Origin of the sequence: Acinetobacter schindleri CIP 107287 (assembly GCF_000368625.1) — a bacterium.
GTDB lineage: Bacteria > Pseudomonadota > Gammaproteobacteria > Pseudomonadales > Moraxellaceae > Acinetobacter > Acinetobacter schindleri.
This window is the reverse complement of record NZ_KB849574.1, coordinates 306642-319954: the sequence shown is the minus strand read 5'-3', so window position 1 is coordinate 319954 and position 13313 is coordinate 306642. Positions and strand designations below refer to the sequence as shown.

General features: G+C 43.4%; 12 protein-coding genes and 2 tRNA genes. 2 read left to right on the top strand and 12 right to left on the bottom strand.

Translation table 11 applies throughout. The annotated features are described in order from the left end of the window. Window positions 1–41 precede the first annotated feature (41 nt). From F955_RS01730 to F955_RS01705, 6 genes are all read right to left on the bottom strand, one after another. Window positions 42–548: a hypothetical protein gene (locus F955_RS01730; protein ID WP_004890409.1), complete on the bottom strand. Its 507-nt coding sequence runs from the start codon at window positions 546–548 to the stop codon at window positions 42–44. Between the two features lie 223 nt (window positions 549–771). Further along, complete coding sequence (locus F955_RS01725; RefSeq protein ID WP_004813407.1) at window positions 772–1161, bottom strand: hypothetical protein; 390 nt, start codon at window positions 1159–1161, stop codon at window positions 772–774. A 67-nt stretch (window positions 1162–1228) separates the two neighbouring features. After that, window positions 1229–1963, bottom strand: a complete 735-nt coding sequence (locus F955_RS01720) for an OST-HTH/LOTUS domain-containing protein (protein ID WP_004890405.1) — start codon at window positions 1961–1963, stop codon at window positions 1229–1231. A gap of 170 nt (window positions 1964–2133) precedes the next feature. After that, window positions 2134–4203 carry a glycine--tRNA ligase subunit beta gene (glyS, locus tag F955_RS01715; RefSeq protein WP_004890403.1) on the bottom strand — a complete coding sequence of 690 codons (2070 nt, stop codon included), beginning with the start codon at window positions 4201–4203 and terminating at the stop codon, window positions 2134–2136. Further along, the gene (gene glyQ, locus F955_RS01710; RefSeq protein WP_004890401.1) at window positions 4203–5186 is read right to left on the bottom strand and encodes a glycine--tRNA ligase subunit alpha; all 984 of its coding nucleotides are present in this window, start codon (window positions 5184–5186) and stop codon (window positions 4203–4205) included. Before glyQ ends, glyS begins: the two co-directional genes overlap by 1 nt. A 95-nt stretch (window positions 5187–5281) precedes the next feature. Further along, window positions 5282–5740 carry a hypothetical protein gene (locus F955_RS01705; protein ID WP_004890400.1) on the bottom strand — a complete coding sequence of 153 codons (459 nt, stop codon included), beginning with the start codon at window positions 5738–5740 and terminating at the stop codon, window positions 5282–5284. Between the two features lie 186 nt (window positions 5741–5926). Between F955_RS01705 and F955_RS01700 the strand changes: the two genes are divergently transcribed. Then, on the top strand, window positions 5927–7036 hold the full coding sequence (locus F955_RS01700; RefSeq protein WP_004890397.1) for an HPP family protein: 1110 nt from the start codon (window positions 5927–5929) through the stop codon (window positions 7034–7036). 73 nt (window positions 7037–7109) lie between these two features. Here the strand turns inward: F955_RS01700 and F955_RS01695 are convergent, their stop codons facing one another. The 3 genes from F955_RS01695 to F955_RS01685 all read right to left on the bottom strand — a co-directional run bounded on the left by F955_RS01695 (window position 7110) and on the right by F955_RS01685 (window position 9837). Next, entirely contained in the window at window positions 7110–8522 is a 1413-nt protein-coding gene (locus F955_RS01695; RefSeq protein ID WP_004890394.1) for an SLC13 family permease, read from the bottom strand. 79 nt (window positions 8523–8601) lie between these two features. Beyond that, a complete protein-coding gene (locus F955_RS01690) occupies window positions 8602–9387 on the bottom strand; it encodes a sulfite exporter TauE/SafE family protein (protein ID WP_004890392.1) in 786 nt (261 codons plus the stop codon). Between the two features lie 180 nt (window positions 9388–9567). After that, window positions 9568–9837, bottom strand: a complete 270-nt coding sequence (locus tag F955_RS01685) for a PspC domain-containing protein (protein ID WP_004890388.1) — start codon at window positions 9835–9837, stop codon at window positions 9568–9570. 234 nt (window positions 9838–10071) lie between these two features. On the opposite strand from F955_RS01685, the gene F955_RS01680 reads away from it, so the two are divergent. Then, window positions 10072–10761, top strand: coding sequence for a hypothetical protein (locus F955_RS01680; protein ID WP_004890387.1), 690 nt, complete (start codon window positions 10072–10074; stop codon window positions 10759–10761). 313 nt (window positions 10762–11074) lie between these two features. Here the strand turns inward: F955_RS01680 and F955_RS01675 are convergent. From F955_RS01675 to F955_RS01665, 3 genes are all read right to left on the bottom strand, one after another. Beyond that, window positions 11075–11150, bottom strand: a tRNA-Lys gene (locus F955_RS01675). 72 nt (window positions 11151–11222) lie between these two features. Continuing rightward, window positions 11223–11298 (bottom strand) — tRNA-Lys (locus tag F955_RS01670). A gap of 131 nt (window positions 11299–11429) precedes the next feature. Then, on the bottom strand, window positions 11430–13271 hold the full coding sequence (locus F955_RS01665) for a long-chain-acyl-CoA synthetase (protein ID WP_004890385.1): 1842 nt from the start codon (window positions 13269–13271) through the stop codon (window positions 11430–11432). Between the last annotated feature and the right edge of the window lie 42 nt (window positions 13272–13313).

The following is a 13313-nucleotide window of genomic DNA, read 5'->3' as shown; positions in this document are numbered from 1 at the left end:
TTAAAAAAGCCCTGAACGGGCTTTTTTAAATATTCTATTTTTTAGAGATCATCCACTGCATAACTGGTTGCACCACCTGAACTGGATGGTGACTGCGGTGTGACACTTTGCGTTGCTGTTGAAGATTGGCTTAAAGGCTGCTGCTCAATCGGGACTTGCTGTTGCGGATTACCGCGCCAGACATCTTTAGTCTGCTGGATTTTCTGACCGGTTTGCTGAGCCACTTGTGTTGCGCCTTGGTCTACTTTTTCAATGGTGGTGGCTGCGGTGGATTTGGTATTGTCCCAGGCACGATCCACACCCGGCTTGATTTTGGCAATGCCTTTTTCTGCTGCTGCACCAACTTTTTCAGCGGTATTGATTACACCTTGTTGGGTTTTATAAGCAAATACATGCAGCAGGTTTGGATTATCACCATAAGGGACAATCGGTTTTGCATCTTGCTGCGTTTCACTAGCTTGAACAGTCTGGATAAAAAGAGGCGTACACATCAATAATGCAGTGCTGAGGATCTTGGTTTTTTTCATCGTCGTTTTTTTCAGGGTCATAAGGGATCGACCTCGCAGATTGGGATAACGGTCTTAATTCTGTTTTCAGTGTAATGGAAGGTAATGTAAAAACAATGAATATTCTGTGCGATTCACTTAAATGATCCGAGAAAGAAGGAAGTAAAGCTGGCTGATCTCAAGAATAGGTAGAGAATAAATTTGATAGGAAGACTATTTGAAAGAAAAGTTGCCCCATATTTGATGTAAATACAGGGCGGGGTGCTTAGTTACACTGTTCGATTGCTTCTTTGGCAAAGTGATTACGTAGTGCCAGGAAGTTCTTTTGAGCGGTTTCGCTGTGCAGGTCAAATTTCTGTGCAGTGCTGGTGTTGTCGCGCTGGAAAGTTGCTGAGCCAGCATCAATCAGGGTCAAACCTTTAAAAGACCATTGTTCAATTACGCGGCTGCTTTCAAGCTGGCCTCTAAATTCGATCACGCATTTGTCCATGAATTTGGTCAGTTTTGCGCTGTTGTTCGTCGTTTCAGGATAAACCTCAAGATTCTGTACTTCCTGTAATACGCCCAGTTGGAGTTGAGGAACGGTCGGTTGAGATGTACACGCTGAAAGGGCAATACCCGCAAGACCAGTCAAAATAAGAGCTTTAAATTTCATATGATTCTTTCTTGTTGAGTGTTGTTAGGTTGAGTATAGGGATTTGAATGAAAAATGGCTATAAAAACTAGTTTTCAATTAATTCAAATATCGCTTCACCATTGTTTACCTGAATTAGTATTCTTTCACCTTTAAGTGTAGGTTCGATTTTAAGTAAGAATAGCCCTGTATTAAGAATTAAATCATTAAGATTTTTAAATCCGTATTCCATTTTGATTTTTTGATTAGCATCAGGAAATTTTTTATTAATTGATGTGCCTACGGTTGTCAGTGAAATCCAACCATCATTTTTTTTATTATTAATGATTAAACTTTCAATTTCTTTATAAATTTCATCTGCAGGGAAGAGGAAACGTGTCTTAAACAGATTGGATTTTAAAAAATTAATTTGAGTCTCTAAGCTTTTTTGAGCCGTCAAAAAATATTGATCAAATTGATCTAAAAAAGGCTTATGCTTTTTCTCCAAAGTTAATAAAAAATCAACAGCTGCTTTGGATTCATCGAGATTGGATAAATTATATTTTTCTTGAAAGTGATGTGTTATGAAATTTCGATCTTTAACAAATTCTTGTAGTTGGCTATTTAGTTTATGATGACTGTGTTCACATAAATTAAAAGATACTTTCATATCTAGACGAAGAGCATCTTCAGGTTCAGGAATGATCGTATCTTCCTCTGAGGGATTCACGAGAAACAATGAATTTAAAGCTTTTGTAGTTAAACCACCTAATGTTTGATTTTGTACAGATGGTTCTATAATCAGTGGTAGATCATTGGGTTTAGAAATAATAGTTCTATTCATCTTCACGAGGCTTTTTAGCCTCATCTCTATTGTTTGAAAACGAATAAGGTGTTTTCCAAGTAAGGAATAAATTCTTTCTCTAATTTCGTCGATATTTTGCATTCTAAATATATTAAAAAAACCCCACTAATTTATAGCGGGGTTTTGTTTAGATTTCAAGCAATTAACACTTAGTGTTGAAGCACTGAAATATCAGCCACTTTCGTAAACAAGTCACGCAATTGTGCAAGCATACGTAAACGGTTCGCTTTTAATTCAGCATCATCAGCCATGACCATCACACCATCAAAGAATGCATCTACAGGTGCACGAAGTGCAGCTAAAGCAGAAAGCGCAGCAGTGTAGTCTTTCGCAGCAAACAACGGCTCAACCACAGGCGTGATTTTCGCAAGTTCAGCGAACAATGCTTTTTCAGCATCTTCAACCAAGTTTGCTTCAACCACTGAGCCTTCAGGTGCAGCTTCTTTTGCAAGAATGTTGGCAACACGCTTATTCGCAGCAGCAAGAGCAGCAGCTTCAGGCAAGGCACGGAAGTGATTGACTGCATTTACACGCTTGTCAAAATCAAGAGGAGATTTTGGAGACAACGCTTGAACGGCTTGAATTACATCAACAGCAACGCCTTGGTCTTCGTATTTCGCACGGTAACGACCTTCAAGGAATGCAACAGCATCATTTAGCGTCTTATCATGATCTTTCAATACATCGCCATAAGCAGCAAGAGCAAGTTTGATGAGGTCTTCAATCGACACATCAAGCTCATTTTCAGTCACGAGACGTAAGATACCAATCGCAGAACGACGTAGTGCAAACGGGTCTTTAGAACCTGTAGGCGCTTGACCAATACCGAAAATACCAGTCAAAGTATCTAAACGGTCTGCAAGTGCAATCGTTGTACCTGTCTTAGTTTTCGGTAAAACGTCACCTGCGAATTTAGGTAAATACTGCTCACCTAAAGACTCAGCAACTTCGTCATTTTCGCCTTCAAGACGTGCGTAGTAAGTACCCGCGATGCCTTGAAGTTCTGGGAATTCACCCACAAGTTCAGAGGTTAAGTCGCATTTCGCAAGAAGTGCCGCTTTTTCAGCATCAGCCGCATTTGCACCTGTAATTGGCGCTAAAGCTACAGCGAGTTTTGCAATACGTTCAGACTTATTCCAAAGCGTACCGAGTTCTGCCTGGAAGACCATGTTTGCCAGTTTCTCTTTACGAGAAGCAAGCGGCTGTTTTTGGTCTTGTAAAAAGAAGAATTCAGCATCTGACAAACGTGGACGAACCACTTTCTCGTTACCTTCAATAATTTGTGTCGGGTCTTTCGACTCAATGTTTGACACAGTAATGAAGTACGGTTGAAGTTTATTATCGCTATTCACTAAGCAGAAATACTTTTGGTTGTCCTGCATCGTGGTGATCAACGCTTCTTGAGGAACCGCAAGGAAGCGTTCTTCGAAGCTTGCACGAAGCGCAACAGGCCATTCAACCAGTGCAGTCACTTCATCACGAAGATCCGCAGGCACAATCGCAATTGCATTTACTTCATCAGCCAATGCTTTCACTTGACCATCAATGATGGCTTGACGCTCTTCAAAAGACGCCACAACGTAAGCTGTTTTTAACTTCGCTAGGTATTCATCAGCATGCGTTAAAGTAATCGCTTCAGGTGCATGGAAACGGTGACCATAGGTCACATTACCTGCTTTGTGATCTTGAATGGTTGCATCAACCACATCGTTGTCTTTTAATAACACCACCCATTTTACAGGACGCACGAATTCGGTACGGCTTGCCGCTGAACGCATGCGTTTTGCGATTGGTAGGTTGTCTAAAGCATTTTGTAAAATTTGTGGTAAAAGTACATCAAGGCTTTGACCTTTGACATCTTTTAAGTAGCATACTTTTTCAACTTTACCGGCCTGGAAAGTTGATACTTGATCAACAGTGATGCCTTGACCACGCATAAAGCCTTCTAAAGCTTTGGTTGGATTGCCTTCAGCATCAAACGCCGCTTGTTTTGCAGGACCGTCAAAACGTTTTTGAGTGTCTGCTTGTGCGCCATCAACATTGATAATTTTAAGTGCAAGGCGACGTGGTGCTGCATAAGCTTCGATTGAATCAAAAGCAAGACCCGCATCTTTTAAGCCTTTAACCGTTTCAGCTTGCAAAGCATCACGTAATTTTTTCAGGCTTTTCGGTGGAAGTTCTTCACAGCCTAATTCGAACAATACTGTATGTTTAGACATTATTTGCTCTCCTTAGATTCAACTTTTGCTTCTGCTTCAACTTGCGCTTTTAATTGTGCCAACACTTCATCACGTAGATGTGGTTCTGCCATTGGGAAACCAAGTTCAGCACGTGCTGCTACATAGCTGGTTGCAATCGAACGTGCCAATGTACGTACACGTAAGATATAACGCTGACGTTCAGTCACAGAGATTGCACCACGTGCATCAAGCAGGTTAAAGCTATGCGATGCTTTCACCACTTGCTCATAGGCAGGAAGTGGCAGCTTTGCTTCGATTAAACGCGTTGCTTCAGCTTCATAGAAGTCGAACAGTTCAAACATTTTATCGACTGGTGCATATTCAAAGTTATAAGTCGATTGTTCTACTTCATTTTGATGGAACACATCGCCATAGGTCACTGTACCGAACTGACCTTTGGTCCAAACCAAGTCATAAACTGAATCAACACCTTGCAGGTACATTGCCAGACGCTCAAGACCGTAAGTAATTTCGCCTGTTACCGGGTAGCATTCAACACCGCCCACTTGCTGGAAGTACGTGAACTGAGTCACTTCCATACCGTTCAGCCAAACTTCCCAACCTAAGCCCCAGGCGCCCAGTGTTGGAGATTCCCAGTTATCTTCCACAAAACGGATGTCGTGAACTAAAGGATCAATACCGATGGCTTTTAAAGAATCCAGATAAAGCTGCTGGATATTGTCCGGGTTTGGCTTCAATACCACCTGAAACTGGTAGTAGTGTTGCAAACGGTTCGGGTTTTCACCATAACGGCCATCTTTCGGACGGCGTGATGGCTGAACATAAGCTGCGTTCCAGGTTTCAGGACCTAGCGCACGAAGGAATGTTGCAGTGTGGAATGTCCCTGCACCCATTTCCATGTCGTAAGGTTGCAAAACGACGCAGCCTTGCTCCGCCCAGTAGTTTTGTAAGGCAAGAATTAAGCCTTGGAAGGTATCAATATGCGATATGGCGCGACTCATGGTCATCCACTTAAAATTAGAGAAAAATTGTGCTTGATTATAAGGATTTTACAAGGGTGTGGCAAAGGTTATCCATGAATTGCCTGCGCCGCTTTTTATTCGCCTGACGCAACTGCCTGTTCATGCGCACGCAGACTGAGAAAGATAAAAAATCCGATAGAGGGCAGGCTAAAACAGGAAATCATGAATAGAGTACTGAGCAGATCATTGGAACTGAGGAAATAAGCCAGAATCAGCGTTGCCAGAATACCCACCAGTACAATACTGAAGATATGAAACTGCTGTAGATGGTGTAATACGAATAGACTGATACATAAAGGAATATAGATCAGGCAAAGATAGAACAGGAGTCCGAAAATGTACATGATCAGCATGAAAGTCACCATCGAGAGTAGAAGTGAGCTCGAAGTCATAGCCAGGAATAACAAGTGCAAGATCAGCAGCACGAACATCAAAGGGCCATAGAGTGAGGCTAAACCGAGTACAGGTGCCAGCAACAGTTGTACTGCAATTCCGGTTTTGGTTTGTTGTAAAGGCTGGATTAGAAAATGCATCGTTTTTATTCTTGTTTGAGAGAAGAAAATACGCCGCTTAGGCGCGGCCCTGATTATAATTTTTTAGATAGAGCACCCTCAGCATAAGCAGAAAAACCAATGAGTAAAAGATATAAAATAAATACATCTTTAAAGCCAAGGGTTTTATAATGCCTGCACTCCCCAAAACAATAATTCAGGCCAACCGTGTTGCATAGTTCCTCAGAATGGCTGCAAAGCCTTAAGCCAAATTTTAAAATTCTTCCTGTCAAAGACCGTATCCTGTGTGGTTTAGGTGCATTGATCGGTCTGGCACTGTCGTCTTTAATCAGCTTGTGGGCACTGGGCGATTTTCAGGCCTGGTATATCGCGCCGATGGGTGCTTCGTCAGTATTACTGTTTGCCGTACCTGCCAGTCCGCTGGCACAGCCGTGGAATATGGTGGTTGGAAATACTATTGCCGCGATCGTAGGGGTGAGCTGTACTTTGCTGTTTCCCAGCCTGACCCTGGCATTTAGTCTGGCCGTAGCAATTGCGATTATATTGATGCTAAGCACCGATTCTCTGCATCCACCGAGTGGGGCGGTGGCGATTACAGCGGTACTGGGCGGCAATGCCATTCATGAGCTGGGCTATGCTTTTGTGTTCTATCCGGTCTTGCTGAACTCGGTACTGTTAATGGTGGTAGCGATAGTATTTAACCGGATGTTGGGTAAGGCTTATCCGCAACAGCTGCAGATTAATACCCGTTCTAAAGATCCAACCCCGACCCAGAAAGTGACGATTCAGCCACAGGATATTCAGGCTGTACTTGATCAACAGACCCAGTTGCTGGATATCAGTGAATATGACCTGCAAAAAATTATTCTGGAAGCACAGAGCAAGGCCAGTGAACGTGCTGACAGCCCATTCCTGTGTCAGGATATCATGAGTAAAGACGTTGCCAGCTTGCAGGAAAGTGATGATATCCGGCATGCCTTGGCGAAATTCCGACAGATGAATCTGATGAGCCTACCGGTAGTGAATGCGGAAAAGAAACTGGTTGGAACTTTGGCGATGTATCAGCTGGTGGAATGGTTTGAGCGTGCCACCGATATTCGCAGTGGCTGGGAATCCGAAGTCGGGCATATCATGAGCCGGAAGGTGGTGACTGTACAGCCAGGCCAGCCGATTCAGGACCTGGTGCCGTATTTCGTTGAGCGTTCCTTTAATTATATTCCGGTACTGGACGAAGGTCAGCTGGTCGGTATCATTAGCCGTGCTGACATGATTGCTGCTTTATATCAGGAGTTAAATCATTTCAAGCTGAGTGCCTGATCTGGACGGATGTAGATCTATCTTCAAAAATAAAAAAGCACGCCGTAGCGTGCTTTTTTTAATCCATTCATCTTTAGAGAAAGAACCAGTAAATAAATAGTGATACCAGGAAAATACACATGATGTTGAGGACAAAGCCAACTTTCATCATTTCCGACTGCTGAATATAACCGGTACCAAAGACAATCGCATTCGGCGGTGTTGCTACAGGCAGCATGAAAGCACAGGATGCGCCGATTCCAATCACAATCACCAGAATTTCTTTAGGCATTCCCATCTGATCGGCAATGGCGGCAAAGACCGGCACCAGTAGTGCAGCGGATGCAGTATTACTGGTAAATTCGGTCAGGAAAATAATGAAGGTTGCTACCACAAAGATAATCACTAAAGGTGAAGTATCACCAAAGGTATTTGCCAGAGTTTGACCTAAGACCAGAGAGCTGCCTGAATCTTTTAAAATGGCACTCAAGGTCAGGCCGCCGCCAAACAGATAGAGCACGCCCCAGTCGGTATTCTCTGCAATCTGCTTCCAGGTTGCGGTACCTAAAATTGCCACCATACATGCGGCCAGAATCGCAATCCAGGTATCTGGCTGGCTGATACCAAAATTCTCGGTCAGCTTTTTACTGAAAATCCAGGCCAGGGCAGTACAGATAAATAGCACCATTGCGGCAATACGGCTGCGGGTCCAGGGAATATCTTCAGTGACAAACTGCACTTTGTGATTCAGCTTGGGACGCAGCACCAGATACAGACTGATCAGCATCGCAGGCAAGATAATGAACATCATCGGCAAACCGATTTTCATCCAGTCTGCAAAGTCATAACCCAGCGCTTTGGCAGCAATGGCATTCGGTGGCGAACCTACAATTGTACCTAGACCACCAATACTGGCGGAGTAGGCAATCCCGAGCAGAATAAATACGAAGGTTTTACGTTCTTTCTCGACATCCAGATGCGAAAGTAAACCCAGCGCCAGCGGTAACATCATGGCTGCAGTAGCGGTATTGGAAATCCACATGGACAGGGCGGCAGTCACGGCAAAAATGGCCAATACTGAAATACCCAAATGTCCACCGGATAAGGAAATAATCCACATGGCAATTTTCTTGTCCAGCTTCTGGATATGCAGCGCCGTTGCCAGTGCAAAACCGCCAAAAAACAGGAAAATAACCGGATCGGCAAAGGTGGTTAAAGCAGCTTGTGTGGTAATGGGTACCAGCGCATCGCCGTCGGCCATCGGCATGGCTAACAGTACTGCCAGTATGGGAATCAGCAGGGCAGTAATAGTGATATGAATTGCTTCTGTCAGCCATAAAATACCAATAAAAGCCAGCAGAGCCAGACCTTTGCTAGCATTCTGGTCATAAGGTAAAACCTGATACAGGATAAAGGCTACAATGGCCGCGATGATAATCAGGATCCATCCTTTCATTACGCCTTTGGGCATAACGTTGGTGGGGGTGGCAAGGTTTTGACTTGTCATACGCACACTCCTTGTTTTTATACAGCTAATTTTTATGAAAAATCTTTCTAATCATAAAGATGTTTGATTACAAATTATACTAATTTAAAAAAAGATGATTTGAATGTTGTAATAATGCAGTACTCTGCCATAGAGCCTGTATGCCTAAAACCATCAATAAGCCCAAGACTAAAAATTTAAAATGCCGCTGTGACAGGCGATGACGGATTTTTCCGCCAATCCAGACGCCAATCAAAGCAAAAATGGTAATACCGATCAAAATGGATTGTTGTTGTGGATTAATCTGGGTCAGGATTGGGAACAATAAAAGTAACTGGATCAGTTTACTGACAATAAAATTCAGGTTGCTGATAATGACGATATCGGTCTTGCTGAGCTGGCTGCTAAGCAGGTACATCATCAGGAAAGGAGCCATGGCATTGGTCGCTCCACCAATCACACCAGCCAATAAACCAAAACATACCATACTCAGAATATGTGGGTTACTCTGAAAAGGTTTGGAGCGAAGCTGATCTAGTACATAAAATATAATCACTGTCCCTAGCAGCAGTTTGAGATAGCCTTCATTCAGCCATAGCAGCAGTTTGACTCCGAACAAACTGCCAATCAAGCTGCTTAAAATCAGTGGCCAATAATGTTTGAGATAATAGCGAATGCTCTGCAGCAGACTGTGCCGCGGATCAGCATTCAGCATCAACAGATTCAGGAGCAGGCAGGGAAAAATGACCAGGGTCACTGCCAGACTCAATGGATATTGGCTGGATAGTACCGCAGTACTCATCATCGGGAAGCCAAAACCACTCAACCCATGCAACAATGCTGCTACAGCACATAAGCACAGTACAATCCATTCAGCCTGCGTCATCCTGAATCCATTTCAAGGAGTTTTTAACTAAGTTATAGAGAAATCAGCCGGTTGGCAAAGGCTAAAGAAATAATTTAACAATTTATCAAATCGCCTGAAGCAGGCAAAAAAAAGCTGTGGTCATTAGGGGAAATGCCACAGCGCAAAAGGGAATTACTATTTACTCTATAAAAAGGAAACTTACAGCGGATCTTTATTTACATCACGAATTGGTCGTTGATAGCCCGTAGACTGATGCGGCGTATGTTCAACCATAGCTTGCTTTTTTGGCATGATCAGCCAAAGTACAAGATAAACCAAGATACCTGGGAAAGCGGCACTCATTATAGAGATCACCACGAAAATCAGACGCAGTAAATTTGCATTCCAACCAAAACGTTCAGCAATACCACCCATCACACCTGTAATCATGTTCGAGCGGTTAGAGCGATATAAACCAACATTGGCCATTCAGGTCTCCTTAATAATTAAGATAAAAGAACAACGACGTTCCTCTTAAAATATGGAGCTAAGTCATTATTTTTAAAGTGTCTAAATACAATTTATTCGTAAATTTATGTAAATTGGGATTAAGTATTTTTCTCGGAATCTTTAACATGAAGACGAAGGTTCCTGAATTTAATAATAATCTCCTGCCTTTGATTTTATAAAAATGCTTGGCTGTTCATAATCTGGTTGAATTAAATGAAATTTAAGGTTTTTAAAGCTTTCAAGAGACTGGAGTATCAGCTCGGTGTGATATTGCTGGGTACACTCGGGCTGGTGGGGTGTGAGCGTCATTCGGGTAAACCGATCAGTGATACTGAACTTGAGTTGCACCATAAAGAGGAGGTAGCTGTTTCTCTCGCTAATCAAGCGCTAGATGAAAGTACTCAAGCCAAGAAACTGACTGATATTGCTGGTCATGCCACTTTCAGAGAGGAAGATGGCTTTAATGGGCAGCCTATTCCAGATTATGCGGTTGACTTCGTGGGACGCTATTACACGGAAGTCAGTTGTAATGATGATGGTTTTTCTCCCTGCAAAAATGGCAAGGCAATGTTTATTCTCACCCTTGCCCCGAATGGTCTGGTATATCGCAGTATCTTGCAACATGGTCAGGTATTTACCTTCCAAAACAAGATGGCGACACCTTATTCAACCTATCGTAAAGACCGTTGGGAATTGAATCCCACTCGTAAGGAGCTGGTGGTCTACCGTAAAGAGGGCCTGGTTTTGTTTTATACTGTCAAAGACAATACCAAGCTGGTGATGAATATTGAAAAAAACCAGAAAGAGAATCGTCAAGAGCTGATGGATCAGCACTACGTGCTGCCACGTATAGCCTATGAACTGGTAAAAGATGTCGATAATCAATTGCCTTCGCCACAATAAGGCGAGGGGAGACTAAGAAAACTCACAAAAATCCTGATGCGTTGACATAGCCCAGATATAGATAAAAATTATAAAACGATTGAAAGAAAACTGTAGCTTGGTGGTTGTGTAGGACTTGAAACCACGCCCCATAGCTTAAGAAGCTCTTGCTCTAGCAACTGGACTAATAACGCACAAATATATCTAAAATAATCCCGGCATATTTTAAAATTAAGAGAGCAAGAATTCAGAAAAGACAAATCAAAGCCGTGATCGGTTGATAATCTTGATTGGAATATACAGGTATTATGATCTTCGCAGAATGGAAGAGGAATGGTGGGTCGTCCGCGACTCGAACGCGGGACCAACGGATTAAAAGTCCGCTGCTCTACCAACTGAGCTAACGACCCTGAGGAGTAGAAATGATGAAGATCATTTTTACGACGCAAGATTTGGTAATTGCGCTATCCCGAAGGATAAGATGGTGGGTCGTCCGCGACTCGAACGCGGGACCAACGGATTAAAAGTCCGCTGCTCTACCAACTGAGCTAACGACCCATATCATTTGATGGAGCGTATTGTAGCAAGATATGAAATCAGCGCAAGTAAAAAATAACAAAGTTGCCCATGTTTGATTATAAATGCAACAAATTGAATTTATATACACAAAAAATAGGCAACTTCAGCACTTAGAAGCGATATTGATAGGCCTGGATGTTAGTAAAAACTTCTGCCGTTACATCGCAATAAGCATCTGCTCCCGGTAAGCACACCAGTAAACGCTCATCAGTCTTGCTTGGATCAAATGCTTGCTCTTTCAATTTATTTTTCTGGTATTTAAAAGTACCAGTGGTTTCAACCTGTTGCTGTATACGCAGGAATACCGGAACCGAATAAGCAGGCAGACATTTCTTGAAACAGCTCAACATCTCTTTCAGATCGGTATCGTTCAGTTCAGCTTCAGGTTTCAGCGTAATGGCTGCCATACCGGCGCGACCATTGGTGTTTGGAATTTCCACCCCATACACCACAGCCTCTACAATCTTATCATACTCGGTCAGCATGTTTTCCACTTCGGTCGTCGATACATTTTCACCTTTCCAGCGGAAAGTATCCCCCAAACGGTCGACAAACTGCGCATGACGGAAACCGATGTCGCGGACCAGGTCGCCGGTATTGAAATAGGCATCACCTTTGCAGAACACATCTTTCATAATGACAGACTTATTCTTTTCCGGATCGGTATAGCCATCAAATGGCGAACGACGGGTAATTTTACCAATCAACAGGCCTGTTGTGCCTTTTTTGACACGTTTACAGTGACCTTTGGCATCACGTACCGGCTCGTTTTTGTCTTTATCGAATTCAACAATCGCGTAGGGAGTTGGGGAGAAGCCGACAGTATTGTCGAAATTGAATACATTACTGAAACCGACATTGCCTTCACTGGATGCATATAGTTCAAGTACTTCTTCAATACCGAAACGGTTTTTGAACTTATCCCAGATATTTGGACGCATACCGTTACCGATCATTTTCTTGACGCGGTGACCTTTTTCCAGCTCTGAAGAAGGTGCATCCATCAGGTAACGGCAAAGTTCCCCGACATACCCAATTGCAGACGCATCAAATTTTTGTACATCTTTCCAGAATGAAGAGGTTGAGAATTTACGGCGAATTGCAAATGTCCCCGCACCGGCAATCACACCACACCAGCACACCACCATGCCGGTCGCATGATACAGTGGCAGGGTGCAGTACATCACATCCTCTGTACCCAGGTTAAGCACATGACCATAGGTGCCATAAGCAAGGGTCCAGCGGCTATTGGTAAAGATTACGGCTTTCGGTAGACCAGTAGTGCCGGAAGTATAGATGTAGAACAGACCATCTTTACCTTGCACATTATGTGTTGTTGATGGATTGAATTTCGGGAAAGTATCAATGACTTCAGCAAGATTGATAAAACCTTCAGGTGCCTGACCAGGATTTTGTTGGGTAGGCTGATCTGCAAACCAGTGGAAACGGTCCGCCGCGATATTCAGTTCATCACGGATCTCGTTAACTGCATGACGACACTCTTCACCCACAATCAGGGCAATCGGTTTAACCAGATTAATGCTATGTGCCAGCACCTTACCGACCTGTGAGGTATTCAGCAGGGCAATGGTCACGCCAAGCTTGGCCAGACCGATCACGCTGGCGACCATTTCCGGACGGTTCTCGACCATCAGGGCAACGACATCGCCTTTTTTCGCACCTAGCGACAGGTAGTAATGTGCAATCTGGTTGGCCCAGCCATTCAGTTCTGTATAGCTAAAGCTCTGGTCTTCAAAACGCAGGGCAATACCTTCCGGGTTGCGCTGTACCGCTTTTTCAAAAGCGAGACCCAAACCTGCAGCAGTATTTGGGGTACGTAAATAAGCCTGCCTAAGCCCATTGACCAAGTTCGGTACTTTTTTCAGGAAAGCGGGGATTTTGGCTGCGACATCAGCAATACCAATCAGATCATGTTGTGTGGTTTGGCTCATGGTAATCCTATTTCTTTTACGTATCCGATACGTGCACTGAAT

What these genes read in the sequence shown, in the direction of transcription:
- F955_RS01730 (WP_004890409.1), bottom strand. Translation starts at nt 548, where the DNA reads ATGACCCTGAAAAAAACGACGATGAAAAAAACCAAGATCCTCAGCACT.
- F955_RS01725 (WP_004813407.1), bottom strand. Translation starts at nt 1,161, where the DNA reads ATGAAATTTAAAGCTCTTATTTTGACTGGTCTTGCGGGTATTGCCCTT.
- F955_RS01720 (WP_004890405.1), bottom strand. Translation starts at nt 1,963, where the DNA reads ATGAATAGAACTATTATTTCTAAACCCAATGATCTACCACTGATTATA.
- glyS (WP_004890403.1), bottom strand. Translation starts at nt 4,203, where the DNA reads ATGTCTAAACATACAGTATTGTTCGAATTAGGCTGTGAAGAACTTCCA.
- glyQ (WP_004890401.1), bottom strand. Translation starts at nt 5,186, where the DNA reads ATGAGTCGCGCCATATCGCATATTGATACCTTCCAAGGCTTAATTCTT.
- F955_RS01705 (WP_004890400.1), bottom strand. Translation starts at nt 5,740, where the DNA reads ATGCATTTTCTAATCCAGCCTTTACAACAAACCAAAACCGGAATTGCA.
- F955_RS01695 (WP_004890394.1), bottom strand. Translation starts at nt 8,522, where the DNA reads ATGACAAGTCAAAACCTTGCCACCCCCACCAACGTTATGCCCAAAGGC.
- F955_RS01690 (WP_004890392.1), bottom strand. Translation starts at nt 9,387, where the DNA reads ATGACGCAGGCTGAATGGATTGTACTGTGCTTATGTGCTGTAGCAGCA.
- F955_RS01685 (WP_004890388.1), bottom strand. Translation starts at nt 9,837, where the DNA reads ATGGCCAATGTTGGTTTATATCGCTCTAACCGCTCGAACATGATTACA.
- F955_RS01680 (WP_004890387.1), top strand. Translation starts at nt 10,072, where the DNA reads ATGAAATTTAAGGTTTTTAAAGCTTTCAAGAGACTGGAGTATCAGCTC.
- F955_RS01665 (WP_004890385.1), bottom strand. Translation starts at nt 13,271, where the DNA reads ATGAGCCAAACCACACAACATGATCTGATTGGTATTGCTGATGTCGCA.